Origin of the sequence: Sorlinia euscelidii (assembly GCF_036452135.1) — a bacterium.
Taxonomy (GTDB): Bacteria; Pseudomonadota; Alphaproteobacteria; order Acetobacterales; family Acetobacteraceae; genus Sorlinia; species Sorlinia euscelidii.
Genome location: NZ_JAWJZZ010000001.1, coordinates 175136 through 201794, shown reverse-complemented (window position 1 = coordinate 201794; position 26659 = coordinate 175136). Strand labels below are relative to the sequence as shown.

The 26659-nt window shown below is 56.1% G+C and carries 20 protein-coding genes and 2 pseudogenes; 15 read left to right on the top strand and 7 right to left on the bottom strand.

Features of this window, described 5'->3' with window-relative positions:
* Window positions 1–25 precede the first annotated feature (25 nt).
* Window positions 26–319, top strand: coding sequence for a co-chaperone GroES (groES, locus tag CGLAMM_RS00920; protein WP_394820070.1), 294 nt, complete (start codon window positions 26–28; stop codon window positions 317–319).
* Between the two features lie 45 nt (window positions 320–364).
* Window positions 365–2005, top strand: coding sequence for a chaperonin GroEL (groL, locus tag CGLAMM_RS00915; protein WP_319807719.1), 1641 nt, complete (start codon window positions 365–367; stop codon window positions 2003–2005).
* A 107-nt stretch (window positions 2006–2112) separates the two neighbouring features.
* Here groL and CGLAMM_RS00910 read toward each other — a convergent pair whose 3' ends face one another.
* Window positions 2113–5061 carry an ATP-dependent DNA helicase gene (locus CGLAMM_RS00910; protein ID WP_418115248.1) on the bottom strand — a complete coding sequence of 983 codons (2949 nt, stop codon included), beginning with the start codon at window positions 5059–5061 and terminating at the stop codon, window positions 2113–2115.
* Window positions 5062–5180: 119 nt separating this feature from the next.
* Between CGLAMM_RS00910 and CGLAMM_RS00905 the strand changes: the two genes are divergently transcribed.
* Together CGLAMM_RS00905 and CGLAMM_RS00900 are read left to right on the top strand one after the other, a co-directional pair.
* Window positions 5181–6782, top strand: coding sequence for a lysine--tRNA ligase (locus CGLAMM_RS00905; protein ID WP_394820068.1), 1602 nt, complete (start codon window positions 5181–5183; stop codon window positions 6780–6782).
* Window positions 6783–6870: 88 nt separating this feature from the next.
* Window positions 6871–8940 (top strand): lysylphosphatidylglycerol synthase domain-containing protein, encoded by a 2070-nt coding sequence (locus CGLAMM_RS00900; RefSeq protein ID WP_394820067.1) that lies wholly within the window; start codon window positions 6871–6873, stop codon window positions 8938–8940.
* A gap of 10 nt (window positions 8941–8950) precedes the next feature.
* Here the strand turns inward: CGLAMM_RS00900 and CGLAMM_RS00895 are convergent, their stop codons facing one another.
* The gene (locus CGLAMM_RS00895; RefSeq protein WP_394820066.1) at window positions 8951–9526 is read right to left on the bottom strand and encodes a 2'-5' RNA ligase family protein; all 576 of its coding nucleotides are present in this window, start codon (window positions 9524–9526) and stop codon (window positions 8951–8953) included.
* A gap of 177 nt (window positions 9527–9703) precedes the next feature.
* Between CGLAMM_RS00895 and CGLAMM_RS00890 the strand changes: the two are divergent.
* The 5 genes and pseudogenes from CGLAMM_RS00890 (at window position 9704) to cyoD (ending at window position 14978) form a co-directional block, all read left to right on the top strand.
* A pseudogene (locus tag CGLAMM_RS00890) lies at window positions 9704–10476 on the top strand (Bax inhibitor-1/YccA family protein).
* A 631-nt stretch (window positions 10477–11107) separates the two neighbouring features.
* Window positions 11108–12034, top strand: coding sequence for a ubiquinol oxidase subunit II (cyoA, locus tag CGLAMM_RS00885; protein ID WP_394820065.1), 927 nt, complete (start codon window positions 11108–11110; stop codon window positions 12032–12034).
* A 5-nt stretch (window positions 12035–12039) separates the two neighbouring features.
* Window positions 12040–14031, top strand: coding sequence for a cytochrome o ubiquinol oxidase subunit I (cyoB, locus tag CGLAMM_RS00880; protein WP_394820064.1), 1992 nt, complete (start codon window positions 12040–12042; stop codon window positions 14029–14031).
* A gap of 3 nt (window positions 14032–14034) precedes the next feature.
* Entirely contained in the window at window positions 14035–14643 is a 609-nt protein-coding gene (gene cyoC, locus CGLAMM_RS00875) for a cytochrome o ubiquinol oxidase subunit III (RefSeq protein ID WP_394820063.1), read from the top strand.
* Window positions 14643–14978 (top strand): cytochrome o ubiquinol oxidase subunit IV, encoded by a 336-nt coding sequence (gene cyoD, locus CGLAMM_RS00870; RefSeq protein WP_394820062.1) that lies wholly within the window; start codon window positions 14643–14645, stop codon window positions 14976–14978. Before cyoC ends, cyoD begins: the two co-directional genes overlap by 1 nt.
* Before the next feature lie 266 nt (window positions 14979–15244).
* Here cyoD and fdxA read toward each other — a convergent pair whose 3' ends face one another.
* Entirely contained in the window at window positions 15245–15577 is a 333-nt protein-coding gene (gene fdxA, locus CGLAMM_RS00865; RefSeq protein WP_394820061.1) for a ferredoxin FdxA, read from the bottom strand.
* A 15-nt stretch (window positions 15578–15592) separates the two neighbouring features.
* Here fdxA and CGLAMM_RS00860 point away from each other — a divergent pair, with 15 nt between their 5' ends.
* Window positions 15593–15847 (top strand): hypothetical protein, encoded by a 255-nt coding sequence (locus CGLAMM_RS00860; protein ID WP_394820060.1) that lies wholly within the window; start codon window positions 15593–15595, stop codon window positions 15845–15847.
* A 98-nt stretch (window positions 15848–15945) separates the two neighbouring features.
* Here the strand turns inward: CGLAMM_RS00860 and CGLAMM_RS00855 are convergent, their stop codons facing one another.
* Window positions 15946–18477, bottom strand: a complete 2532-nt coding sequence (locus tag CGLAMM_RS00855; protein WP_418115247.1) for a helicase-related protein — start codon at window positions 18475–18477, stop codon at window positions 15946–15948.
* 549 nt (window positions 18478–19026) lie between these two features.
* A complete protein-coding gene (locus tag CGLAMM_RS00850; RefSeq protein ID WP_394820057.1) occupies window positions 19027–19776 on the bottom strand; it encodes a hypothetical protein in 750 nt (249 codons plus the stop codon).
* 125 nt (window positions 19777–19901) lie between these two features.
* Here CGLAMM_RS00850 and CGLAMM_RS00845 point away from each other — a divergent pair, with 125 nt between their 5' ends.
* Window positions 19902–20204, top strand: coding sequence for a hypothetical protein (locus CGLAMM_RS00845; protein WP_418115246.1), 303 nt, complete (start codon window positions 19902–19904; stop codon window positions 20202–20204).
* Between the two features lie 84 nt (window positions 20205–20288).
* Here the strand turns inward: CGLAMM_RS00845 and CGLAMM_RS00840 are convergent, their stop codons facing one another.
* Window positions 20289–21038, bottom strand: coding sequence for a hypothetical protein (locus tag CGLAMM_RS00840; protein WP_394820056.1), 750 nt, complete (start codon window positions 21036–21038; stop codon window positions 20289–20291).
* A gap of 449 nt (window positions 21039–21487) precedes the next feature.
* Between CGLAMM_RS00840 and CGLAMM_RS00835 the strand changes: the two genes are divergently transcribed.
* On the top strand, window positions 21488–22942 hold the full coding sequence (locus CGLAMM_RS00835; protein WP_394820055.1) for a leucyl aminopeptidase family protein: 1455 nt from the start codon (window positions 21488–21490) through the stop codon (window positions 22940–22942).
* Window positions 22943–23113: 171 nt separating this feature from the next.
* A pseudogene (locus CGLAMM_RS00830) lies at window positions 23114–23520 on the top strand (MarR family transcriptional regulator).
* 87 nt (window positions 23521–23607) lie between these two features.
* Here the strand turns inward: CGLAMM_RS00830 and CGLAMM_RS00825 are convergent.
* On the bottom strand, window positions 23608–24657 hold the full coding sequence (locus tag CGLAMM_RS00825; RefSeq protein WP_394820054.1) for an MraY family glycosyltransferase: 1050 nt from the start codon (window positions 24655–24657) through the stop codon (window positions 23608–23610).
* A gap of 30 nt (window positions 24658–24687) precedes the next feature.
* Here CGLAMM_RS00825 and CGLAMM_RS00820 point away from each other — a divergent pair, with 30 nt between their 5' ends.
* Window positions 24688–25707: a nucleoside-diphosphate sugar epimerase/dehydratase gene (locus CGLAMM_RS00820; RefSeq protein WP_418115245.1), complete on the top strand. Its 1020-nt coding sequence runs from the start codon at window positions 24688–24690 to the stop codon at window positions 25705–25707.
* Complete coding sequence (locus CGLAMM_RS00815) at window positions 25626–26654, top strand: UDP-N-acetylglucosamine 4,6-dehydratase family protein (RefSeq protein ID WP_394820052.1); 1029 nt, start codon at window positions 25626–25628, stop codon at window positions 26652–26654. Before CGLAMM_RS00820 ends, CGLAMM_RS00815 begins: the two co-directional genes overlap by 82 nt.
* Window positions 26655–26659 lie beyond the last annotated feature (5 nt).

The window sequence follows — 26659 nt, the reverse complement described above, 5'->3', positions numbered from 1 at the left end:
ACGACCCCTAATTTTGGAGCGATCCATGGTAAATAATTTCAGACCTTTACATGACCGTGTGGTGGTCGAGCGTCTTAATGGTGAAGAAAAAACCGCTGGCGGCATCATCATCCCCGACACGGCGAAGGAAAAACCGATGGAAGGCGTGGTGATCTCGGTCGGTCCGGGCGCGCGCAATGAGCAGGGGCAGATCGTCGCCCTGGACGTCAAGAAGGGTGATCGCGTCCTCTTCGGAAAATGGTCCGGGACGGAAGTAAAGATTGACGGTAAAGAGCTGCTGATCATGAAAGAAAGCGACATCATGGGCGTGATCAGCTGAGCGGCCTCATCTGACTGAACCTGACTGTAAAACTGGAGATTTATTATGGCTGCCAAAGACGTTAAATTCGGCGGTGAAGCGCGTGAGCGCCTGCTTCGTGGTGTTGATATTCTTGCCAATGCCGTCAAGGTGACTTTGGGCCCCAAAGGCCGCAACGTTGTTCTTGATAAGAGCTTCGGCGCACCGCGCATCACGAAGGACGGTGTCTCTGTCGCGAAAGATATCGAGCTTGCGGACAAGTTCGAGAATATGGGCGCGCAGATGGTGCGTGAAGTCGCTTCCAAGACCAATGACATTGCGGGTGACGGCACGACGACGGCAACAGTGCTGGCGCAGGCCATTATCAAAAATGGCGCCAAGGCTGTCGCCGCGGGCATGAACCCGATGGACCTCAAGCGCGGTATCGACAAGGCGGTCGAAGCTGTCGTTGAAGAGCTGAAGCAGAAAAGCAGCAAGATCTCTTCCAAGGAAGAGACCGCACAGGTCGGCAAGATTTCTGCAAATGGTGAGGGCGAAATCGGAGAGATGATCTCCGACGCGATGCAGAAAGTCGGCTCTACCGGTGTCATCACCGTGGAAGAGGCAAAAGGCCTGCATACGGAGCTGGATGTCGTTGAAGGCATGCAGTTCGATCGCGGTTACATCTCCCCCTACTTCGTGACAAATCCGGAGAAGATGACGGCGGATCTCGAAAATCCGTATATCCTGATCCATGAAAAGAAAATCTCCTCACTTCAGCCGATGCTGCCCCTCCTTGAAAAGGTCGTGCAGTCCGGTCGTCCGCTGTTGATCATTGCCGAGGATGTTGATGGGGAAGCTTTGGCGACCCTCGTCGTTAACAAGCTTCGTGGTGGCCTCAAGATCGCCGCTGTCAAGGCTCCTGGCTTCGGTGACCGCCGTCGCGCCATGCTTGAGGACATCGCGACACTGACAAACGCTGAGGTGATCAGCGAAGATCTCGGCATCAAGCTGGAAGCGGTTGAGATTTCATCGCTCGGGACCGCGAAGAAAGTCCATATCGATAAAGAGAACACCACGATCGTCGAAGGTGTCGGCGAGAAGGTGAAAATTGAGAAGCGTTGCCTGCAACTGAAGAGCCAGATTTCTGAAACGTCTTCTGACTACGACAAAGAGAAACTGCAGGAGCGTCTCGCGAAGCTCTCGGGCGGTGTCGCGGTCATCCGCGTCGGTGGAAGCACCGAAGTCGAGGTCAAGGAGCGCAAGGATCGCGTGGAAGACGCGTTGCATGCGACACGCGCCGCGGTCGAGGAAGGTATTGTTCCTGGTGGTGGCACGGCTCTCGCGCGTGCGGCTTCGGTCCTTGAGCACATCAAGCTTGAGAATGAAGACCAGAAAGCCGGTGTCAAAGTTGTGCATGACGCCCTGAAAGTGCCTCTGAAGCAGATCGCGGAAAATGCGGGCCATGATGGTGGCGTCATTGCTGGCAAGGTTCTTGAGAATTCCCATTACACGCATGGTTTCGATGCGCAGACGGGTGAATTCAAGGATCTCGTTAAGGCGGGTATTGTCGACCCGACAAAGGTCGTCCGTGCGGCGCTTCAGGATGCGGCCTCCATCGCCGGTCTTCTGATCACGACGGAAGCCATGGTGGCTGAACGTCCCGAGAAGAAAGCAGCCCCTGCGGGTGGCCCGGGTATGGGTGGCATGGGCGACATGGACTTCTAAGTCCACGTCATTCAGCGTTTCAAGAAGACTGCCTCGCTTTTGCGGGGCAGTTTTTTTTTGGATCGGCTGTGTCGGCCCCGCAAGCCCTCAGCATCTCACGAAAGCCGTCAATCAGTCCCTTCCGCCAGAAAAGCACTGACCCGGGCGGTGACATCCCGCAAACCGAGGCGCTCAACCACCACACCCTCCGGGAATGCCGAGAGCAGACGCGACGGGAACTGGCGGTCAAGCGTTACAAAAACGCCCTTATCGGCGCTTGAGCGTATAAGGCGCCCGAAACCCTGCCGGATGCGCATTCGGGTCAGGCGATCATCATAATCATCCAAACCTGTTTCCACCGCATGGCGACGCCTTTCACGATGCAAAATATCGGGGCGCGGCCACGGGGTCTTTTCAAACACGACGAGGCGAAGGGCATTTCCTTTAATGTCGATCCCGTCCCGCATGGCATCCGTCCCCAGAAGGCAGCTATCGATTTCCGTCCGGAAAATATCAACGAGGGTCGCATTATCCATCTGGTCGACATGCTGTGCGTAAAGGGGAAGGCGTAGCGCTTCCAGCCGCGGTGCGAGATATTTATAGACACTGCGAAGGCGGTTGATCGCCGTAAAAAGACCGAGTGCGCCGCCGCGGGACGCCGTGAACAGGGCCTCGAAAGCGGCTGCGAGTTGCGCGATTTCACGATGAGAGACATCCGTCACAATATAAGCGCGCGTCTGATTCCGGTAATCATAAGGGCTCATCATCGCGGCGCGCATCGCGGGTTTCAGGAAGTGGCTCGCGCCCATCATATGCTCCGCCGCGCGCCAGGAAGCCTCCGCGTCCGAGGGGCGTGCAGCGCGGCCGGCGAGGGAGATATCTTGCCGGGACGGATCACCGCCCGAGATGTCATGTTCGCAAATCTCCGTCATGCCGGGCTGGTCCCGCAACGTCGCGGATGTCACGAGGATGCCATGCGCCGAGGCCTGCATGACGGTGGCATAAGGAATGGTGGGGTCGCGCCAATGACGGTGAATGCCGATATCGTAGCGGGTGCCGCTGAAACGTCGATGGGAAATGGCCTCACTGCGAATAACGTCGATAAAACGATCATCGTCTGAAGGCGCTTTCTCTGGCGCGATGGCGGTCAGCAGGTCAATCCATGCGTCCAGTCTGAAAATCGCGCGCCTTTTCAGGGCGCGCGCGGCCGCTTCCAATCGGATACGCTGGGGCGCTTCCAATATATCATCCGGGTCCGATAATTGCGCCATGAAAGCCCCAACCAGGCCTTCAAGCGGCTTTTTAAGGGCGCATAAAGCCGCGCGAAGGCGTGGCGCCAGAAGATCAAGACGTGGGTCAACCGGTTGCAGGTCACATTCAAGCTGGTCATGGCGCGGGTGAAGCTGCGTGCGGGCACGCAATTGCTGGTGAAGCGCCTGGAGAAAGGCCTCCGAAGGGTTGACCTCCAAAGACAGTTCCGTCGCCTCCGCAGCTTCAATCGGGGCCTGCGGTTCGGACTGAAGGCGATCCAGCCATCCAGGGGAGGGGAGCGCCTGCGCGGCGGCGATCACTTGCACGATGTGCCTTTCCAGAGACGCATCCTGTGCGATGAGATCTTCCAACCGGCGGCGCAATCCACGCGCGCGGGAGCGTCCCCCTTCAGCCCCTAAAAGCCAGCGCCGCAGTTCCGACGCTTCCAGCCCGGATAAAGCGACGGAAAAAGCGCTGTCCGCCGCATCGGGAAGGTGATGTCCTTCATCGAAAACATAATGTGTCGGAGGCTGATCTTCATCCGGTAATGTTTCCTCATCATGGAGCGCCCATGCGGATTGCGACATGACGAGGGCATGATTGGCCACCACGATTTCCGCTGATTTGGCGCGGCGGATGGAGTGCTCGACAAAGCAACTCTGATAATGCGGGCAGGCGCTGTAAATGCACTCCCCGCGTCGGTCCGCCATGCTCAGCAACGTCGCGCGGTCATAAAAATCAAAGAACCAACCGGGGAGATCCCCGCCAATAAGGTCTCCATCCTCCGTCATTGATGCCCACCGCGCCACCAGGGCGAGCAATATGCCCATGGGCGCGGCCGATCTATCCGGTCGGGCGGCGAAAACATTGACGCTGTCTTCGTAGTTGAGAAGGCAAAGATAATTTTCCCGGCCTTTGCGAATGACGATTTTTCGCCGACGCGTGACACGATCAGGGAAAAGCGCATGCAGCTCACGCTCAATCTGCTTCTGAAGATGGCGCGTATAGGTTGAGACCCATACCGTGCCGCCATTTTTCTCCGCCCAGACGGATGCCGGGGCGAGATAGCCTGCTGTTTTGCCGGTGCCCGTGCCGGCCTCAGCCAATACCAGCCCCGGCATACCGGGCGCCTCACGCGGTTGAAAAGCCTCACACGCGACGGACGTGAAATCACGCTGCGCCGGACGTGTCTCCGCACCCTCGCCGATGATATCAGCGAGGCGGCCCAGCGCCGCATCACGTGAGACGGGCCGTGCGCCTGCCGGTGGGGGCGGGGCCTCATCCTCCCATTTCGGGAGGCGACGCCAGATTTTGAGGGGAAGCGTGTCCTCCACGGTTGAAGGGGCGACATCACCCAGTAAATGTTGCAGGTCATGCCGCCAGGGCCAGTGATGACGGTGTAAAACCTGTAAAAGCCCACCGATCTCCCTTCGGCCCGGCGCCTGGAGCAGGCGGGCAAGCTGCGCTTCCAGCCGCGCGGTGATCGACAGAAGAATGCGCGCATCGAAACCGGCTTCAAGCGGGATATCCAGCGCATCGCAAACCCCTTTCAGCGTCGGGGCGATGCTGGTCGTGGGATGAACGAACAGAAAAAGCTCCAGCACATCACGCCAGGGATGAGGGGGTAGGGCGGCGCGCAAACCCAGTCGCCTGGCCGTGGCCGCACCGTTGATAACAACGGGTGACGGGACGCGCGCCCACAAATCCCGCGCTTCAGTAAGGGACAGCGCAAGCAGCGTGCCTTCCTGCGTCAATATTGAAGCACCATCCAACGTGATGAGAAAAGCCGGACCGTGCGTCAGAAAGGCGGGGGAGGGTTGTGACATTGGTGATACAGTAGCGTAGCTTGCGTCATGCGCCCAGCAATGTTTCATGTGTCCGCTTGACCGCTGCGACGAGTGTTTCTAGGTTTCGCACGGTAACCAGCACTGTATCGCGACCTCATATGCAAAATTCCGATTTTCATCCTGATCTCAAAACATGGCCGTGTGAAGAGGCCCGCAAACTCGTCAAACATCTGCAAAACGTCCCTGCGGATAAACCGGCTTTGCTGGAAACAGGTTACGGGCCGTCCGGCCTGCCGCATATTGGGACATTCGGGGAAGTGGCGCGGACAAGTTGGGTAAAGCTCGCTTACGAGTTCATGACCGGCCGACAGGCAAAAATCCTGACCTTTTCGGACGATATGGATGCGTTGCGCAAAGTGCCGGGCAATGTTCCGCAGCAGGAAATGCTCCAGGCGCATCTGGGCCTGCCCCTTTCCCGCATTCCTGATCCCTTCGGGAAATATGAGAGTTTTGCCGCGCATAATAATGCGATGCTCTGCGCCTTTCTGGATCGTTTCGGTTTTGAATATGAGTTCGCCTCCGCGACCACATATTATACGGAGGGCCGTTTCGATGCGGCTTTGCGCCGAATGCTGGAAGTGCATGATGAGGTCGTCGCGACGATCGCGCCGACATTGGGACAGGAGCGGCGCGCAACCTATTCCCCTGTTCTGCCAATCCATCCTGAGACCGGGCATGTGATGCAGGTGCCCATACTCGGCGTTAATGCGGATGCCGCCTCAGTGACATGGAAAGACCCTGAAACGGGCCGGAATTTCGAGACCTCCGTGCTGCGTGGCGGGGCGAAAATGCAGTGGAAGGCCGATTGGGCCATGCGTTGGTATGCGCTCGGCGTGGATTATGAAATGTCCGGGAAGGACCTGATCGACAGCGTCAAACTTTCCAGCAAGATCTGCCGCATTCTTGGCCGCCAGCCGCCTCAGACACTGACTTACGAACTGTTTCTGGATCAAAACGCCCAGAAAATCAGCAAATCCAAAGGGAATGGCCTGTCAATCGAGGAATGGCTGCGTTACGCCCCGCCGGAAAGCCTCTCACAATATATGTTCAACCAGCCCACCCGTGCGAAACGCCTGTTTTTCGACGTGATCCCGAGGGCGATGGATGAGTATCTCGCCAATGCCGAGAAATTGCTGGATCAACCGGAAGAGATGCGCCCCGCCAACCCGGCATGGTTTATCCAGAAGGGCAAAGCGGGCCAGGAAACGCTCAGCCCCTTATCTTTCGCGGCATTGCTCAATCTTGCTTCCGTCGCCAATGTTGACGCGCCAGCACCGCTCTGGAAATTCATTCAGCGTTACGATGCCACGCTTTCTCCTGAAACGCATCCCTATGTTGACCGTTTAGTCGGCTATGCCCTGGCGTATTATCAGGACTTCGTAAAGCCGGATAAACGTTTCAGGCAACCGTCAGAGCAGGAGCGTCAGGCATTGCAGGATCTCGCAACCGAACTTGCAAAAGCAGACCCGGCCCTTTCCCCGGTTCAAGTCCAGGATATTGTCTTTGAGGTGGGCAAGCGTCATCATTTCACCCCGCTCAGAGCATGGTTCGGCTGTCTCTATGAAGTTCTCCTCGGCCAGAAGGAGGGACCGCGTTTCGGGATTTTTGCGGCCTTATTGGGGCTGAAAGAGACGGTCGCGCTGATAGAGGAGGCACTCGCGCGGCCCCCATCGGCTTCATCCGCCGTTCCGGACGCCTGAGGCCAGAGATCGCCGTTCCCATGCTGGATACGACGCGGCTTTCCCGATGATCAAACCCGCCCCATCACAAACGCTGATGAGAAGGACGTTGACACGGGCACCGGCTTTGATTGGCGCCCTTCTTCTCATCGCCTCCGTCATCGTGATCCAGCGGGAACTGAGAAGCCTGTCTTTCCAGGATATACGTCGCAGTATTGATGCAATCCCGATCCAGTCTCTTCTGCTCGCGGGTCTGGCGACGTTTCTCTCCTATTTTATTCTCTCTTTTTATGACTGGCTGGCCTGCGTCCATATCAAAATGCGGCAGAGCTTCCGGCGGGCGGCTTTCGCGGCCTTCTGCTCTTACGTCCTGTCACATAATCTGGGCCTGGCAGCGGTCTCCGGTGCGGCTGTCCGCTTCCGCCTTTATCGGAACTGGGGCATCCCGACCGGCGGCGTCGCCCATATCATCGCTTTCTGTTCGACAACCTATCTCCTGGGGGCGACGGCCCTTATTAGCGGCATTTTCATCTGGGAGCCGGATTACATCCCGATTTTGCGGCACCTGCCACCGATTGCGGCGCAGATCATCGGTGCGTGCGGTTGGCTTATCGTCCTCCTTTATATCGGCGTTTCCTTCCGCCTGCGTGAGATCCGGCTTTTCAATTTCTCAATCGAAATCCCACGGCCCGAAATTGCGGTCATGCAGGTTCTCGTCAGCGCAGCCGATATGACGGCCACAGCGCTGATCGCCTACGTGCTGCTGCCATCTGGTGGCGGGCCGGGGTTCGGCACGTTTCTATCAATTTATGTCGCTTCCTACACGCTCGGCCTGGCCGCCTCCGTTCCGGGCGGGCTGGGCGTTTTTGATGGCGCGATGCTTTATGCCCTGACGCGCTGGTTACCGCCTTCACAGGTGCTCGGGATCATTCTGGTATTCCGTCTGTTCTATTATATCGTGCCGCTTGTCCTTGCGGGGATCATGTTCGCCACGCATGAACTCTTCCTGCGCAGCGATGCGGCCCTGTTGACTCGGCGAAAGAAAAGTCTCGAAACCTGGCGCGTGCGTCGGCCCAGCCTGGCCATCAGGGAGTCGGAAGCCGATTTTTCAGTCGCGGTGTCGACCGGGCTTGTTTCAGGTACCGGCGTTGCCCTCCTTTTTTACACCGTCGCCGTGCCGGTTCATATTCTTGCACCGCGCTTCGGGCTGCTGACGCTACAATTTGCGGAAGTCGCGCTGAGCGTGATCGGCGTCTGCCTGATCGGGGTGGCGGTGGGGCTTGTCCAACGTGTGACCGTGGCCTGGAAGGCCGCCATCCTCCTCCTGACGATCACCCTGCCGCTCCTGGTCGTAAGAGAGGCGGCCATGCCTTTGCCCCTGGCCATCATGCTCATCATTTTATCGATCGCGCCTTTCCGGGCCTGTTACTACAGGCGTTCCCGCCTTGTGGTTGAGCCGCTTTCCCTTTCCCTCATCGGGCCGGTTTCCATCTGGATACTGAGTCTCGCCTTGATGGCCTCCATCGCGCTTCACCACACACTTGGCCATAATTGGTGGCAGCGCCTTATTTTTGACCCGGATGCGCGTCAGTTGCGCTGGATTGTCGCGATTTCAGCCCTGTTGGGGCTTTTTGCCGTCAGTCGTATCTTCAGCCGCACCCTGACGGTGGTCGCGCCGTGGTCACCCGATACCCACACAAGTTACGCCACATTTGAGCGTGCCTCCCGGCACATTGCGCATTGGCGTCCGCACGGCCTGCTCATCACGGAAGACCGGAAGGCGGCGCTGCCATTCTTTCAATCGCGTGAATTCGTGATCGGTGTCGGTGACCCGGCGGGAGACGTTGAAGCCGGCACCGCTGCCATATGGCGTTTGCGGGACCTGGCTTTTGAGCGGGCGTGTCAGCCCTGTTTTGTGGGCGTCACGGATCAGTTCCGCGCAATTTATGAAGATATCGGCCTGACAATTTTTGACGATGCCGGCGCCGAGGCGGGGTTATGCTGCAGTCCGCCTGAAAGCTGGCAATCCGCGCTGCATGAGATCATGTCGCATCACATGGCCCGTGCGCGCCGGCGTCCCTCAATGCGCAATTTTTTCCATGTTGAGACGCGGTTCACCCATAGTGGAAAACGGGACAATGCCACGCATCACACGCATGAGGATAATGGCGTTTCCTGAAATCGGGTAGCTATAAATAGGATGTTTTCCAGGCCGCCACCGGGGCGTGATAGTGGCTGAGCGGGTAATCCTCACATGTTTCCCACCATAGCTGACTGGCATCGCCGCGCATTTCAAGAAGGCAGAAGCGGTCAACATGCATCTTGCCGCAAATCTCGAGATTCATCTTTTGAGTCCAGAGAATGGTTTGGGCGCGGAGAGAGGTTTTCGCCTGGCCCAAACGCAGGCGCGGTCGATAACGGCGTTTCTCGAGCTTGTGCCCGCTGCGTCGGGTCGCATTCTCGATTTTAGTGCGAAAGTTCGTAAGGGGGTCGTCGGGCGCAACCTCGAGATAAATGGCGTCTGTCAATCCTTGTGGTTCAATCGTCAATCCGGTGAAATTGACTCCCAGGTCGCGCGGCGCAATGCGCAATAACTCGAGATCGAGCGCATCAAGCACGTCAATGTCTGTGATGGTGCCCAGTTCACGCACCGTGAGGAAGCACTGATTCGCCTCAACCCATTCAATATGTGGCGCGCTGGCGTGAAAGGATGAAAGGCTTCGCTGAAGCGCGGGATCTGCAGGGATTGCGACGGTCAGTCTCATTTGCCGTACTCTCTCTTCGCCGAGGTTGAGCGTAATTTTTCAGAAATGAAGGGGGGCGCATAATCAGTTTAAGCTTTCCATGGCGGAAGGACTTACAGCTGAGACTTGATTATTGCATGGAAGATGCCACATTCTAGTCTGATCAACCAGATGTGACTGGTTCCAGGAAAGGATATCATGGCTTTCATACCCAATGGATCCGGAGGCCCTGTATCAGGGGTTGGGGTCAGCAGCGCGGACGTGATGGATAACGGCCTCCGCGCCTATATGTTGCGTATTTACAATTGGATGGCACTCGGATTGCTGATTTCAGCCGCCGTCGCCTACCTTATCGCTGAAACGCCGCTACGCGATTATTTTTACGCAACCGCCATGCAGGTTGACGGGCAGATCGTCACCTCGCCGACACTTCTGGGGTGGGGCGTCGTCTTTCTGCCGCTCATCTTTGTTTTCGTGCTTTCTGCAGGCGTAAACCGATTCTCCCGTGAAACGGTCCAGACGCTCTTCATTATATACAGCGCCTCGATGGGCGCCTGTCTCTCGAGCATTCTGCTTCGATATGAGGGGGCTCGATCGCACGCGCGTTCGCAATCAGCGCTGCGACTTTCCTCGCCATGTCGCTATGGGGTTACACGACACGGCGCAGCCTGGCCTCAATGGGGTCATTTCTTTTTATGGGACTGATTGGTCTGATCCTCGCCTCCATTGCGCAGATCTTCATTCACAGTTCGGGCCTGAATTTCGGGATCAATGTCGCCGGTGTTCTGATCTTTACCTTGCTCACGGCTTACGATACCCAGCGCATTCGGGCGACCTACGCTTATTATACGCAATATTCCGGCACTGCTGATCTCGGTAAATATAGTGTTTACGACGCATTGTCGCTTTACCTTAATTTTGTGAACCTCTTTGTCTTTCTCTTACAATTCATCGGGGTGCGGCGGCAATAGATTGCAGCTGAATTAACATTCCGTAATATTTCTACAGCGGAGCGCGGCCGGAAACGGTCGCGTTTTTTTAAGTGGACGGATGCGGTCCGTTTATCGTTGCCGATTTACATGACAGGCCAAAAAAAATTCTACCATTTGATCTAAATCATCTTGAAAAATGTTAGAGAAATGCCGGAATTCAGCTTTCCGTTGACATTTGCGTGTGCAGGACACATTTTCGCCTTGTTTCGTAATGCTTGCAAAATCGAGCGTTACAGATTTAACACATAGCCGTAGCCAGGACACGAGGTCCGGCATGGCGGGACGTTATCCACCTTACCGGTGCGCTTTTCGGTAAGAGCGGGTAGGTCCTTCGAAGTGAAGCATTTTGGCAGGGGCTTTACGCCGCAAAGCGCAGTCTGGCCGTGAGACACGGTTGCCGATCCATCACGGTCCTTTAACGGGATCGCGGTTTTTCGGCACATTATCCGGGTTTCAGTCAGAGGCGGAAAAGCCGGTCGGGAAGAGAGCAGATCGATATGTCATTCTCTCAACGATGGGAATTTTTTGGTGAGTCGGGTTGCGATTTCCAAATAGTGCCTTGTCAGAATGTTAAGCGGTTTGACGGTCGCTTCAACAAACGGGGCAAACAATGACCAAGGAAATCTTGCTGAAATTCAAGCGGTTGATGCCGCTGGTTCCGGCGCTTTTGTTATCAGGCTGTACGCTTGATCTTCTCGACCCGCGAGGCCCTGTCGGCCGCGGGAACCGTGACGTCATGTTGCTAGAGATGGGTGTGATGCTCTGCATCATTATACCGGTCATCATCATGACACTCTTCTTCGCGTGGAAGTATCGCGAGTCGAACACCAAGGCAGAGTATCTACCGACCTGGGATCACTCAACGAAAATTGAATGTTTCGTCTGGGGCATTCCGGCGGTCGTGATCCTCATACTCGGTGTTGTCTGCGTCTGGAGCAGCTATTATTACGACCCGTATCGCAAGCTGACAGCCTCTGATCCCTCACGCAAACCGCTTAATGTTGAAGTCGTCGCGCTCGACTGGAAGTGGCTCTTCATTTACCCTGATCAAGGCGTTGCAGCCATTAATCAGCTTGCCATTCCGGTGGATCGGCCGATCAACTTCCTGATCACATCGGATGCCGTGATGACGTCATTCTTTATCCCGAGACTGGGGTCGCAGGTTTACGCCATGGCGGGCATGCAGACGCAGCTTCATCTTCTGGCCGATGCGCCGGGGGATTATCTCGGGCAGGCCTCCAATTATACGGGCGCGGGCTTCTCGGATATGCGTTTCCGCGCTCTCGCCATGAATGACGGTGACTTCGACGCCTGGGTCGAGAAGGTCAAGCAGTCTCCCAACGCGCTGGACAGCAGCACTTACCCGGATGTGGCCGCACCGCAGCAGGCTGCGCCGGTCACTTATTACGGGCGTGTGCAGCCAAGCCTCTTCGATGGCATCGTGGCCAAATATAATAACGGTTTGGTCATGAATAAATCGACAGGTCAGATGATGCACATGCAGCCCGCACCGTCTGAAGCGCAGATGAAGGAATAAGGGCTATGTTAGGAAAATTAAGCTTATCAGCAATACCCCTGGACGTGCCCATTCTGGTGGGCACGTTCGCGGGCGTTGTGATCGTCGGCGCGCTGGTGCTGGGTCTGATTACCTGGTTCGGCAAATGGGGGTATCTCTGGCGTGAATGGCTGACCTCGGTCGACCATAAACGTCTGGGCGTGATGTATATCGTCCTGGCCCTCGTCATGCTGTTCCGCGGTTTTGCGGATGCGGTGATGATGCGCTCCCAGCTCGCCCTGGCTTATAAGGGCAATCCGGGTTACCTCCCGCCACATCATTATGACCAGATTTTCACCGCGCACGGCACGATCATGATTTTTTTCATGGCGATGGCCTTCATGGTGGGGCTGGTCAATATCATCGTTCCGCTGCAGATTGGCGCGCGCGACGTGGCTTTCCCGTTCCTCAACTCGCTCAGTTTCTGGCTGACGACCATCAGTGCGGTGCTGATCAACATCTCATTGTTTATCGGTGAGTTTGCGCAATGTGGCTGGGTGATCTATCCCCCGCTCTCCGAGGCGCAGTTTAGCCCCGGGGTTGGTGTGGATTATTATATCTGGGCGATCCAGATATCCGGCGTGGCCACTTTGATGACGGGTGTGAATTTCTTCACCACCATCCTTAAAATGCGTGCGCCGGGCATGGGCATGATGCAGATGCCTGTCTTCACCTGGACGGTGCTGGTCACGATGATCCTCGTGCTTGCGACCTTCCCCGTGCTGACCGTTGCGATTGCCGAGCTCACGCTCGACCGCTATCTCGGCATGCATTTCTTCACCAATGACGGGGGCGGCAGTGCGCAGCTCTATGTCAGCCTGATCTGGACCTGGGGCCATCCTGAGGTTTACATCCTCGTTCTGCCCGCATTCGGTATTTATTCTGAAATCGTTTCGACCTTCTCGCGCAAGCCGCTCTTCGGTTATCGTGTGATGGTCTGGGCCACAGTTGCGATTGGCTTCCTGTCCCTCATTGTGTGGGTGCATCACTTCTTCACGATGGGTGCGGGGCCGAATGTCAACGCCTTCTTCGGCGTGGCAACGATGATCATTGCCGTGCCAACGGGTGTGAAGATCTTTAACTGGATGTTCACCATGTATAAGGGGCGCGTCCATTTCGATGTCACCATGTATTGGGTGCTGGGCTTTGTCGTCGTCTTCTCAATCGGTGGTATGACGGGTGTCATGCTCGCCATGCCGGCGGCGGATTTCATCCTGCATAACTCGCTCTTCCTGGTTGCGCATTTTCATAACGTGATCATTGGCGGTGTTTATTTCGGCTATGTTGCCGGAATGAATTTCTGGTTCCCGAAAGTATTCGGTTTCAAACTGAATGCCAGCTGGGGCAAGGCTGCATTCTGGTTCTGGTTCTTCGGGTTCTTCTTCGCCTTCGTGCCGCTTTATATTGCAGGCTTCGAGGGGATGACGCGCCGTCTGAACCATTATGACAATCCTGACTGGCATGTTCAGATGCTGATCGCCGCTTTCGGTGTGGCCCTGATCGCCTGTGGCGTTGTTTCCCAGCTTGTGCAGATTTACGTCTCCATACGTGACCGCAATAAGCCGGAGAACATCGATTATACGGGTGACCCATGGGGTGGACGTACGCTTGAGTGGTCCGTCTCATCTCCGCCGCCTGCCTATAACTTCGCGGTTGAGCCGGAAATTTACGGCATCGACACCTACCATGCTGAGAAGCAGAGCGGCCGTCGCAGCATTGAGCTCAAACCCATCGTCCCGATCCATATGCCGAAAAATACGGCTTCCGGCTTCGTTATCGGTGTATTTGCAGCGATCTTTGGCTTCGCCTTTGTCTGGAGCATCTTCTGGCTGGTTGCCGTCAGTCTGCTCGCCATCATTGTCACAGTGATCGTTCGCAGCTTCCAGACCGATGTGGATTACTATGTCCCTGTCAGCGAAATTGAACGTGATCAGGAAGCATATACCCGCTCGCTCACAGCAGCTCACGGGGAGAGTTAAATCATGTCATCTGAAATAGCTTCGCCGCACCACGCGGCGCATGAGCACGAAGGCCACAGCTCGCCTGTTGTCTTCGGGTTCTGGATCTACATCATGACGGATTGCGTGCTGTTCGGCACGCTCTTCGCCTCATTCGCGGTCATGCGGAACGCTTTTGCCGGGGGACCTACCGGGCATGAGCTTTTCGATCTGACCGGTGTAGGGATCGAGACGGCTCTCCTCCTGCTTAGCTCCATCACCTTCGGGTTCGGCGCCCTGTGTGCGCACGCCAAAAACCGTGCCGGGCTGGTTTCCTGGCTTATTGTCACGGCTCTTCTGGGTGCCGGGTTTATTTTCCTGGAAGTGCGTGAGTTCATGGAGCTGATTGCGAATGGCGCGGGTCCTGACCGCAGCGCGTTCCTCTCCGCATTCTTCACGCTTGTGGCGACCCATGGCCTGCATGTGACTGTCGGTCTGATCTGGATCATCGTGATGATCGTTCAGTCTTTCAGCGCGCAGGCCTTCACGACACGTTATCTTGGCAAGCTTCAGTGCCTGAGTCTCTTCTGGCACTTTCTCGACATTGTCTGGATCTGCGTATTCACCTTTGTCTATCTGATGAGTGTAGTCTGATGAGCAATGCACATATCCAAACGGCGGAAGGTGAGTCTCACGGTACTTTTGCCTCTTACATCGTGGGCTTTATCCTCGCCGCCATCCTGACCGTTGCGGCTTTCGCTGCGGTCATGATGCACCAATTATCGCCCGTCGCGACGGTAGCGATCATCGCCGCGCTCGCCGCCATTCAGGTTTTCGTCCATGTGGTGTTTTTCCTGCACATGAATGGCAGCTCAAGCCAGGCATGGAACACGGTCTCGTTTCTTTTCGCGATCATGTGCCTGATCTTCTTTATCGGTGGGACGATCTTCATCATGCATGACGTTGCTGTTAACATGATGTCGCGGTAACCGACCGAGATTTGCAGCATGTTCTCATGCTGTGAAAAATCAAAGCCGACGGTTCACGCCGTCGGCTTTTTTTTGCCTTGGCGGCTTTTTTCGCAGTTAACGTCGCACCGCATTTCGAGAGCGTTTCAGCGTGGTGGGCGCGGCAGGCATGTCGCACCCTCCCGACACTTTGATGCGCGCCCGATGTCACGTAAAAACAAAGCCCGCTGACAAGGCCGAAAAACAGCCGATATCAGCGGGCCTTCGAAGGAGTCCGGAAAGGAAACTCAGTCTTTATGCGGCTCGGGCGAGAGCATGTCGGCCTTGCCCAGTTTATTGTTCCACTCATCCGCATCCGGCATGGGCGCGATTTTACGCGTCATATTGGGCCAGAGTGCGGCATACTTGGTATTGATCTCAAGCCAGGCCGCCGCATTGCCATCACTATCAGGGACAATCGCCTCGGCAGGGCATTCGGGCTCACAGACGCCGCAATCGATACATTCATCGGGATTGATGACGAGAAAATTCTCGCCCGCGTAAAAGCAATCCACGGGACAGACTTCAACGCAATCCGTATATTTGCAGCGAATGCAGTTTTCAGTGACCACATAGGCCATAAACTTCTCCGATCAATGAGCCGAGCAGATCGCCTTGAGGCGATAGCGACGTTTGAACGTCGCAATCGGGCGGTAAATGTGATTTTCCATCAGGCAAATAATCGCTTCAATGACCGATATGCAAGAGCTGATCCGGTCATTTTACCGTTTTACAGCAAAACATGTGGCATTCCCGCCGCCATGTCGACACCAGCCTTCCGGCTTGAAAGCGCGATAAAAAGCCATTTCACGGCGTCTGAAGACAGTCGGTATTATGACCGCACGCCGTGACGGATCCGGTAATCTGACCGAATCACAGTCTTCCATCGTGAATTAACCTTTCGTCAGCATCACCGGATCATGGCGAAGCGCTGATGCGCCCCGACCCGTCATGTTTTTCGCCAATGACGTAAAGCTGCGAATGGTCCCGTTGGGTCACCATCCTCGATATGTTGCGGCCGGGCCCTTCCTCGAAGTGGCTTCATCGCGCGGCGTCGGCGTAAAATCAAGGGCGATGGTGGACCGTAGTGATCGGGTGCCAGCGCGTGCCCATTACGGAAAGCAAAGCGCCATGATTTGAGGATGGCGGGAATATCGCTGCTCTTCACGCCGAGCGCCTCGACCATTCCGACGGGAAGGGCAGCGTCCTTCACGCGGGTTGCGCGAGTCAGGCGCGCGATCCACTTCTCTGCGATGTCGATCCTTATAAGAACGGTCCCGGAGGGCAGAAATCCAACCTCCACACCTTGTGCAACAGCACCTTCAGCCCTCCGCACGGAGACGCGCTGGTAATCCCACCCTTGCAGGTCCCATCCATGATGCAGCGCCACCAGCATATAGCGCAGAGACGCCGCCTTCGGGCGCAGCATATCCCGCAGGAAGAGCGCGCGCGTGCCGGCCACCAGGCCCTTCACAGGCTGGTCACGTCGCAGGGCTGTCGCCAGTCCATGTGAAAGCGCGCTGGTGGGGATGATTCCGGCATGTTCTTCAAGCAGATGCGCCAAGGCCCGCTTTTCCGGGAAGGGGGCAAGGGCCTCCACCATATGATAAAGCGGCGCGAGATGATGCCGAAGATGAGCGTGAAGGGAGCGTTTCAGACGCGATAAAATACGCTCTTTCAAAATCTGCTCCTCAAGCTCGCCGGAAATAAGTCGGATCTCCGGCTTGAGAAGCGCGCTGCCTCGGGCGAGGCGGGCGATGATCTCACCACGCCAATGAAGCGTGGCTGCAGAGACATTGATCAAAAATGCTGCATCTTCGGAATTTTCAATTTCCTGCACCCGTGTCGGTAGATGGCGCATCACGGCGCGGCGTCCTGCCTTTTGAGCCAGATGGCGCGCTTCATGGGTCAGGTTCGCATCCAGCGTGAAGCCGAACCCGTGAAGTTGACCCACTTGATGACCCTCTATGACGAGGTTCCTGCCGGCAGTGATGGATGAAAGCGCGCGACCCGACGATGAGTCCCGTAAATGACGTGAGAAGGTCGCGGCTATGCGGTCGATATATTTCGCCCTGAGTTTGTCATGCAGAGCGTCTGAAAGGGCCGTTTCGACCGCGCGCGTCACTTTTTCCCATGGTTCGTTATGGGGATACCAGTCGCGTTTCGTTGCGACGTAGGCGCAAAGCCGTATGGCTGTCAGGCGATGCATCAAAGCATCAATATCCCCCTCTATATTATCAAGGCGCTTGATCTGCTTTGCGAACCAGTCATGCGGGACTCGCCCCTCCTTGGAGAGGGAGAGGAAAAGCTGTTCACATATCCGGGCGTGCGACATGTCTCCAAGTCGGTTGAAATCGGGGATCTGACAGACTTCCCAAAGACGTCGCACCTGCACGCGTGTCGTGGCCCATGACAGTACGGATGGTGATTGCGTCAGCGCATGGAGCGTGGTGACGTCACTGGCCTCACGCCCGCGGCGCATGACGCCATGCGGTGAAAGGCGCGCCAGAGAATGCTTCAAGCTGGCGATAGAGGTGAAATCAAGCGCGTCATTGCGCCAGACAATGTGTTTCAGCGGCGCAAAATGATGGTTTTCGATTTGCTGGACGAGATCCGGTGCGAGAGAGGGCGCGCTCTCCGTCGTACCGAACGTCCCATCCTTGAGGCCGCGCCCCGCACGCCCGAAGATCTGGGCCAGCTCATGCGGCGACAAGTTGCGGAAATGCGCCCCGTCAAATTTTTGCCGTGCGGCCAGAGCCACATGATCAACATCCATATTGAGGCCCATGCCGATAGCGTCTGTTGCGACAAGATAATCAACTTCGCGATTCTGAAACAACGCCACCTGTGCGTTGCGCGTCTGCGGAGAAAGCTGCCCCATGACAATGGCGCAGCCACCCCGGCGACGGCGCAACAGATCCGCAATGGCGTAAACCTCAGGCACGGAGAAAGCGACGATGGCGGATCGTGGCGGCAATTTGGTCAGGGATAAGTGCCCGATATGGCTCAAAGAAGAGAGGCGTGGCCTCATTTCGATTTTGATTTCGGGGAAAAGCGTTTTGAGAATGGGCCGTATTGTGTCGGCGCCGAGCAACAAAGTTTCCGTCGTGCCGCGGCAATTCAGGAGCCGATCGGTGAAAACATGTCCGCGCTCTGGATCAGCACAAAGTTGGATCTCATCAATCGCGACGAAGCTCATCCTGCGTTCACGCGGCATGGCCTCAACGGTGCAGGAGAACCAGCGTGCCTGGCGAGGGATGATTTTCTCCTCTCCCGTTACCAGCGCAACGTGCGCGACCCCTTTTGCCGCCACGAGCTTCTCGTAATTTTCGCGCGCGAGCAGGCGCAGCGGGAACCCGATCATTCCATCGGGATGAGCCATGAGGCGCTCCAGCGCGAACCAGGTTTTACCGGTATTCGTAGGTCCGAGGAGGGCGGTCAGGCCGCGTTCGGGGGGCTTGAGCCGCGCAAAAGCGAACATCCCTTGGCAAACTGAGCGCAGGAAGCCAGTTGAGAGACATGTGCGCCGAGTCAGGTTTTGTCGTCCGTGACGTTACGAATTCCGTCCGCTTCGCGCGTCACCTGGCGGTGCTGCAATTGAAGAGACATGATCGAAGCATCACGATAACCCTCTTTCTAACGCATTCAGGAAGAAAGAGGAATAATATGGCAGATTGAGGTCGCTCGAATGCGCCTGAAAAGCTGCGCGATGTTGAATCAAAGCGGGCGCTTTTATTTTCCGATACAAGACGACGTCACTGGCCGGTTAAAGGAGCGTGATTGGCGCAGAATTAGCAATTTGGAGATGTTTTATCATCATCTTTTTAACAGCACGGCCGTCGCAGCGCCTGTTTCAATCGATTTAATGAACGCGCCATCGCAATTGCCTCTTGCTGCGGCAATATCAACCCCGAAATCTGACGGCTCATACCGCATCGCGGCGCCGGAAGGGCAGCCAGCCCGGTCATTGCGACAAGCTGGCTGCCTTATTTACCCCGAAGACCGGCGGACATCCTACCGTTCGAAGGGTTCATTTACCCAATCGATTACGGATAATCTGAAGATGATCTGCCGAGAGTTGATCGTACCGCCAGATGAACAGACCCCCAATGTTGAGATCAATGACCTGATCCAGAAAATAATTCAGATTCCAGTCAGTCAGGCCTCTCGATGTCAGCGCCAGGATGACTTTCTCCTTTTCAATCCCGAAAGCGAGGCTCCGCTCCAGCGCCTGCCGAACATTGCCGAGGATGTCATCCTTGTTCCACATCGCGGCCGCGTAACAATAGTGGATGAGGCGGTTGCACTGGCCTGATGCGATGATAGAGGCAACTTTCTGATTCAGCTTTTTACCGCTGGTCGTATTGGGATGGTTGTAACTATATCCCGCAATAAAGCCGAAACTGGTTTCTTTTTTATGTTCTTTCAGTCGCTTCATCGTTTCGATGACGAGGCACATATTCATGTTGCACTCATCATCAAAATCAACGCCATCCCAGTTTTTATCAAGCGTTGCGGCCACAATGCGGTCAACATCCTTGATATCGGAAGGTTTTTCCTGCGGGGAACAACCACCGCCACCATAAACCCACAAAGTCTGCCCCTTAAATCCGGGGGCACCTTGCGGTTTTGCCGATTTCTCAGGGCTCCAACCCGGACGACTGGCTGTGCCCGTCGTGAGTCCATCCAGGTTCGTCACCATACCGTACATCATGTAATCGAATTCATTGAGCGGATCGCGGGTCAGAGACATGCTCCAACCACCGAGAAGCTTACTCATTTGCACCTCTTTTGTTATTTTTATTGTCGCTCAATCGATTACCGAAGTTCGATTGGCGCGTTGTTGAAGGAGCTTTTTTAAGCGCTTCGATTATATCAATTTTCTCTAAAATTTTGTCTTAAAAAATGGAAGATGTTTTCGAAAGGGAACAGCGCGATGCGCGTTTCCGTATTGAGTTTCATCTTCAAGTTTGGACCTTGTCGCGCTCTATGATCGACAAATCTGGTGCGGTGGATTGGGGTTTAGCCTTTTTAGAGGGATGGAGAAAGCTTCTCCAACGCGCCCATGGGCGCATCGCGACCTTTCCGGGAAACGGACGCGATAGGACAGTTCAGAAGCCTGGTGCCGAGGTTGGTCGAGCCGTAAATTCAACTTTCCCCCGCAAAACTTCCTTCAAAGGCAGGCTGATAAAGAGATGGCGCTCTTAAAAGCGCAGCCAGTCCCGGTCTGACCGGAGACTGGCTGCTAACTGAGCACCCGTTATCTCATGGCGAGATAATCAACGAGATACATTATTTGCCCAATCTCTGTTTGATCATTTTGAGATGATCTCGCGAGATTTCATCGTAACGCCAAATGAACAGCCCACCAACATCGAGGTCAATAATCTGATCAATAAAATAATTTAGATTCCAGTCTGTCAGGCCATTTGTTGTCAGGGCGAGAATAATGCGACTTTTCTCCATTCCATTGGAAATGCTTCTTTGCAGAGATTGTCTGACATTGTCTCGAATGAGAGATTCATCCCACATCGCATTCGCATAACAATAATGGACAAGGCGGTCACATTGGCCGGACGCGGCGAAAGCCTGAACCGTTTCACTGATCTTCTTTCCACCACTCGTTTCCGGATGATTATACCACCAGCCAGCCGGGAATCCGTAACTTGTTTCCTTATTATTCTGCTTGAGTTGCCTCATGGCTTCAATGATGAGCGGGATATTCATGTTGCACTCATCATCGAAGTCTACGCCGTCCCAGTTTTTATTGATTGTCGCGGCAACGATGCGTGAGACATCTTCCGCATTTGCCGGCTTTTGCTCTGGTGAGCAAAGGCCTCCACCGTATGACCAAAGTGTCTTGCCGTTAAAGGTTGGGCTTGCCGAGGGTTTCGGTTCCCTCTCCGGACTCCATCCGGGGTAGGCGGCCGTGCCGGTCGTCAACCCGTCTAAGTTGGTCACCATTCCGTACATCATCGTGTCGAATTCATCGAACGGATTTAAAGTAAGAGATTGACTCCAGCCTCCGAGAATCTTGGTCATTGGTGCCTCTTTATTTTTATTGTTTCAATTATGTTGAGTTTCCAACTTATTGGTTATGTTATTAAACTCAACGAAACAATTATATCAATTTATTCAAATCATGAAATTTAAAAACTTCATTATGATATTAAACCGGTACTAATCGTCACATCGCGTCCAAGTTATTACAAGAAAAATTCGGACTTTGTTTAATTAACTAATTTCAAATCCTGAAAGCGGGTTAGTCAATATTTAAGCGTATCGTCACTCTCCCCTAACTTATGGTCCCTCAACTTCATCTTGCTCCAAGATCAGAGTGATGACGGTCCCCAGTGATAGCGCGTGCCATCCTTCGAAGATTTTACTTCGCGCGTAGCGAGATGATGCGGGTGCCTCTTGATTCAGGTGATGCGGTACGCCACGCACCTGTTCGATATTCTGTCACTCTCAAAATATGGAAGGCGACATCAATGCGCCATGATCTCAGTCTCTGCATCGCATCGCCGGAGGAAGCGGCGCGAATCATTTCCCTGATACCGCCGGGGTGTGATCCGGCAGATATTCTGGGTCGTCACTGGCCTTATCTGGAAGCGCAGCGTCAAGGGCAACGCCATGACCATATTGTTCTGATCCCGGCTGAAGACGGTGTGGCGCGCGCCGTATTTCTCTGTCCGGCGAAAATGGGTCCCGGCGCCGGTATGTTCGGGGCGCTCGCACATGGATTGCCGCCGGGCGCGTGGCGCCTTGATGCCAGCGCCTTTCCCGAAGCGGCGCGCCAGGACGTGCTCGGAAATGCATTTATCGGTTTTTGCATGGGGGCTTACAAAGCTTCCCTCCGCCCGAATGACCCGTCCCGCGCGCCGCGCATCGTGCTGGATGACGCCCTCAAAACCTGTCTTCCCCTCGCGGAGTCAATCTGGCTCGGGCGGGATCTTATTAACGCGCCCGCAAATCTCCTCGGTCCTACGGAACTCGCGGCGGCGGCCCGTGCCGCGTTGCAACCGCTCAATGCCCACGTCACCATTATGGATGGCGATGATCTGACGGAGAATTATCCGTGCCTGGCGGCTGTCGGTGCGGGCGCCAGCCGCGCGCCCCGCGTGGTGGTGGCCCGATGGGCTCACCCGGAGGCCACCGCGCAGACTCCTTTAGTTTCATTGGTCGGGAAAGGGGTTTGCTTCGATTCAGGCGGGTTGGACATTAAACCGTCGAGCGCCATGCGGCGCATGAAAAAAGATATGGGTGGTGCCGCCCTCATGCTGGCCCTCATGACATTGCTCATCCGAAAGGCGGTGCCCCTGCGCATCGAATTACGGTTGGGTTGCGTTGAGAACAGCGTGTCCGGAACCGCCATGCGGCCCGGTGATGTCCTCAGGACTCGCGCCGGTCTGCTCGTAGAAGTTGATAATACGGATGCGGAAGGTCGACTCGTCTTGAGCGATCTGCTGACAGAGGCCAGCGAATCATCGCCCGATTACCTCATTGATGCGGCGACACTGACCGGCGCCGCTCGTGTCGCTTTGGGGCCGGACCTGCCGGCGTTATTTGGCAATGATGATCCTTTCTGCGACGCATTGCTGGAGGCGGGGCGTGAATATGGGGATCCGATGTGGCGTCTCCCTCTCTGGCATGAGTATGATGCATGGCTGTCATCGGAAATTGCAGACTGTTCCAACGCGGCTTCCATCCCGATGGCCGGTGCGGTGACGGCGGCGCTCTTCCTTGAGAAATTCATCAAAACCCCCGTAAAATGGGCGCATATTGACAGTTATGCGTGGAATGACAGTGCCCGTCCCGGCCATCCTGCAGGCGGCGAAACGCGTGGTTTACGCGCTCTTTATCACGCGATCACGCGTCATTGCTGCGGCGGAGCGGGCGGGACAGGCTCCCGCAACCCTGTTCGGGCTAAAAACATTCCGATATAGTTATGATGTTGCGCTCGGATAGACTCTGCAAAAGCCTTCCCCAGCGCTTGACGGTGTCGTGACTGGGAAGTGACGGCATCACTGAAAATGCTTTTAATGGCCACCGTATCTCCAAGATGCGCGCGGGCCATTATGGGCTTCGCACCGTAACCGAGAGCAGGGGAGTGGAACTTGGCTCATCCGATTAACGACAACAAACTGCACCTCCTGAGGGACACGCTTGTGACGCTCGTCCGCAAGGATGGACCCGATCTGTCTGCACGCCAGCTCAGCGTGTTTCTGATCTGCTATCTTCGGGAAGGGGGCACACGGTGCGGGGTCTCGCGCATGAATTGAATGTCTCCAAACCGGCCATCACGCGCGCGCTTGACCGGCTGGCGGAGCTTGACCTGGCCCGCCGCAAGGTGGACCCGCTGGACCGGCGCTCCGTGCTCGTGCAGAGAACACTCAAAGGTTCCGCCTATCTCCGTGAGTTGCGCGCCGTCATGAATGATGTTTCCGAGCCCGAGGCGCGGCGGAAAAAAACGCGGTCCCGGGATGGCGTCTCTGTTATCCCGCTGCAACGCGCCACAGGCTGATACGCGCCCGATATGTTCTCGATAAGTGTGCGGGCCGGGACCGGGTTATGGCCCGGCCCTGCACTTTGAGGAAAGCGGCTATCAGCCTCACAGGGCCAGATGATGACCCCGCGCTCTTAGGATCACATAGCCCGCCCAGATAAATTGCGGGACCAATGCCAGGATAATCTGCGCCTTGAATCCGATAAAAGTGAGCCCGACAAGGCCACCCCAGAAAATGAACAACCAATGTACCAGCGTGATCAGGGGCTTAGACATCCCGGCGCGACCGGCAATTTGATAAAGATGGCCGCAATGGGCCTGCATCAGATTTTCGCCTTTAAGAGTCCGTCGGATGAGGGTGAAAGTGACGTCAAAGAGGATGCCCATCAACATCAGCGGCACGAGAAGCGACCATGTTCCGTTACGCATGAAGAGGAGCGCTCCCCAGCCCAGCAGGAGGCCGCAAGGCTGACTGCCGACATCACTCATGAAGATCCGCGCTTTGGGATAATTGAAGTACAGGAACGTCAGCGCCGCGATACCGAGTGAAAAGAAAAGGGCACTCTCAGAATTCTGCGCGGAGACGAGCAGCAGGGGCGTCAAAATCAGGCCGCAGCAGGCGATTGTTCCCACGGCGAGGCCATTGATCCCATCCATGAAATTTAGCGCATTTGTCACGTATATGACGAAACCCACCCCGCCAATGATTTTCAGGCCGGTCAGAAGCGTCAAGGGAAGCCCCCATAAAGCGCAGATCGTGACGATGACGGACGCGATCAGTTGCGCACGTAACTTCATGCTGGGCGGATATTGATGCACATCATCGCGCCAGGAAAACCAGGCAAGGCCGAGTGCCGCCGCCAGCACGATTCCCGTTTTCAGATATTCCGTGGCCGGAAAGGGATGAAAAATCACGATATAAACCGCGCCTGCCAGCAGGCTCATCATCATGGCGACGCCGCCACCTTTCGGAACGGGCCTTGCATGCGCGCTTCGGTTACCGGGGACATCCATGATGCCGACGCGAATCATGTATTGCGTCACCACCGTGCAGACGGTAACACCTAGAAGGGTCAGGATCAAAAAAGGGTGCATCGCATTGCCCGTTTCTTCAGCAAGGGAGGCGAGCGTCGCCCGATGACAGGCGTCAGACAACGACGTCAAAGGTAAGGCTATAAAGTCCGGGTGGAAGACGCGCAACAAAATCACCAAGCCAAGAGGTCGGTTTCTGAGGGAAACGCGCATCGATTTCGAGCGCAGCGTATCGCCGTCAATATTCTTCTGGATGCGCTCATATCCGGGCTTGCCGCACCGATTGCCGTCTATCTTGCGGCCCCGCGGTCGGGCATTCTGCACCCTTTATGGGCTGTCGCGGGCGGCGCGGTCGCCTTATTGCTCAGCGGGCTGCCACTGCGCGTACCGCAACAATATTGGCGCTTCTCCGGCATAACGGATCTCCGGAATATCGCGATTGCCTCCCTCGGTGGGGCCGCTTTGTTTTCCATCGCTGTCATCGTGCTGGGTTACCGCCTCCCTTCCGTGACGTTCCCGATCATTTACGCGCTTGTCCTCCTCGTCGGGTTAGGGGGTGGGCGCCTGATGGCACGGGCGGTGCATGGATTCCGGCAACGCGGGCGCGGTGCCTCATCCCGTGCGCTCCTCATCGGGTCGGATACAAGCTGCGACCTCTTCATCCGTGCCGTCTCCCGGCACCCGGCGGCGCGCTACGATATGATCGGCATCGTCACCCGCGCCGCGGATCAGATCGGCAGGCGCCTTCATGACACGCCCATTCTCGGCATCGTGGATGATGTGCCCGCCTTGCTTGACAGGCTCGCGCGGCAGGACCGCCTGCCCGAACATATCATCATCGCTGACCCGGATTGGCGTGGTGCCCTCGTTTCCGCCCTGCTTGACGCGGCGCAGGCGCATGGCGTGCCGGTGCAGCGCGCACCCTCCCTGATGCGCCTGACTCCGGCAGATACGATTGAACTCCGGCCCATCGCCCTCGAGGACCTTCTCAACCGCGCCCCTGTTTCGCTTGATATTGGAGGTATGGAGCGCCTCATGCGGGGGCGCGTCGTCATGGTGACGGGGGCGGGTGGTTCGATCGGGGGGAACTCGTGCGGCAGGTCGCGGGATTTGCACCGTCCTGCCTTCTACTCGTTGATAATAATGAATTCGCCTTGTGGCGCATTAATTTAGAACTCAGTGATCACTTCAGGGATGTGCCATGTCGCGTCCTCGTCGGCGATGTTCGGGATCGCTATCGCATGACGGCGATTTTCCAGCAATATCAGCCGGATATCGTGTTTCATGCGGCGGCGCTGAAGCATGTGCCAATCGTTGAGGAAAATCCCTGTGAAGGCATCCTCACCAATGTAATCGGCACGCGTATCGTCGTCGACGCCGCGCAGGCGCATGGCACGCAGGCGCTCGTGCTGATTTCAAGCGACAAGGCGGTTAATCCGACCGGCGTCATGGGCGCCACAAAACGCTGCGCGGAGATTTACTGTCAGGCCATTGACCTCGCGCGCCGCGCCGCGCCGGAATCAAGCGCCTTTCGCTGCGTCACGGTTCGTTTCGGAAATGTGCTCGGATCAACAGGTTCCGTGGTGCCGCTCTTCACGCGGCAATTACGTCAGGGCGGCCCTCTGACCGTCACCCATCCTGACGTGACGCGCTTCTTCATGACAATTTCCGAGGCTGTCTCCCTTGTTCTGCAGGCCAGTGTTCGCGGGACGGAGGCCCGGAAGCGGCGCGATGAGACGGATCGACGTCTCAATAAAGGCGGGATTTTCGTGCTCGATATGGGTGAGCCCGTTAAAATCCAGGAATTGGCGCGACAGATGATCAAACTGGCCGGCCTGAAGCCGGATCGGGACATCGCCATCCAATATACCGGCCTGCGCCCGGGGGAAAAACTCTACGAAGAATTATTCCATGTCGGCGAAACATCTCACATCACCGATATGCCCGGATTGCTGATCGCGACGCCGCGTGTTGCTGACCTGGGCGATGTCTGCGCCGTTCTCGACAGGCTTGAACAGCTCTGTCACGACAATGCGCAACAAGAGGCGATGACATTTCTACAGAAGCTTGTTCCGGAATTTGTGCATAATCCGAGTGGAGACGCCTGGGTCGCAAGATGATATCA

Coding starts and splice junctions, on each gene's coding strand:
- CGLAMM_RS00895 (WP_394820066.1), bottom strand. CDS start 9,526: ATGAGACTGACCGTCGCAATCCCTGCAGATCCCGCGCTTCAGCGAAGC.
- CGLAMM_RS00855 (WP_418115247.1), bottom strand. CDS start 18,477: ATGTTCGCTTTTGCGCGGCTCAAGCCCCCCGAACGCGGCCTGACCGCC.
- cyoD (WP_394820062.1), top strand. CDS start 14,643: ATGAGCAATGCACATATCCAAACGGCGGAAGGTGAGTCTCACGGTACT.
- CGLAMM_RS00835 (WP_394820055.1), top strand. CDS start 21,488: ATGCGCCATGATCTCAGTCTCTGCATCGCATCGCCGGAGGAAGCGGCG.
- fdxA (WP_394820061.1), bottom strand. CDS start 15,577: ATGGCCTATGTGGTCACTGAAAACTGCATTCGCTGCAAATATACGGAT.
- CGLAMM_RS00850 (WP_394820057.1), bottom strand. CDS start 19,776: ATGAGTAAGCTTCTCGGTGGTTGGAGCATGTCTCTGACCCGCGATCCG.
- cyoB (WP_394820064.1), top strand. CDS start 12,040: ATGTTAGGAAAATTAAGCTTATCAGCAATACCCCTGGACGTGCCCATT.
- groES (WP_394820070.1), top strand. CDS start 26: ATGGTAAATAATTTCAGACCTTTACATGACCGTGTGGTGGTCGAGCGT.
- CGLAMM_RS00860 (WP_394820060.1), top strand. CDS start 15,593: ATGAGCCGAGCAGATCGCCTTGAGGCGATAGCGACGTTTGAACGTCGC.
- CGLAMM_RS00840 (WP_394820056.1), bottom strand. CDS start 21,038: ATGACCAAGATTCTCGGAGGCTGGAGTCAATCTCTTACTTTAAATCCG.
- CGLAMM_RS00845 (WP_418115246.1), top strand. CDS start 19,902: ATGGAAGATGTTTTCGAAAGGGAACAGCGCGATGCGCGTTTCCGTATT.
- cyoC (WP_394820063.1), top strand. CDS start 14,035: ATGTCATCTGAAATAGCTTCGCCGCACCACGCGGCGCATGAGCACGAA.
- groL (WP_319807719.1), top strand. CDS start 365: ATGGCTGCCAAAGACGTTAAATTCGGCGGTGAAGCGCGTGAGCGCCTG.
- cyoA (WP_394820065.1), top strand. CDS start 11,108: ATGACCAAGGAAATCTTGCTGAAATTCAAGCGGTTGATGCCGCTGGTT.
- CGLAMM_RS00910 (WP_418115248.1), bottom strand. CDS start 5,061: ATGTCACAACCCTCCCCCGCCTTTCTGACGCACGGTCCGGCTTTTCTC.
- CGLAMM_RS00905 (WP_394820068.1), top strand. CDS start 5,181: ATGCAAAATTCCGATTTTCATCCTGATCTCAAAACATGGCCGTGTGAA.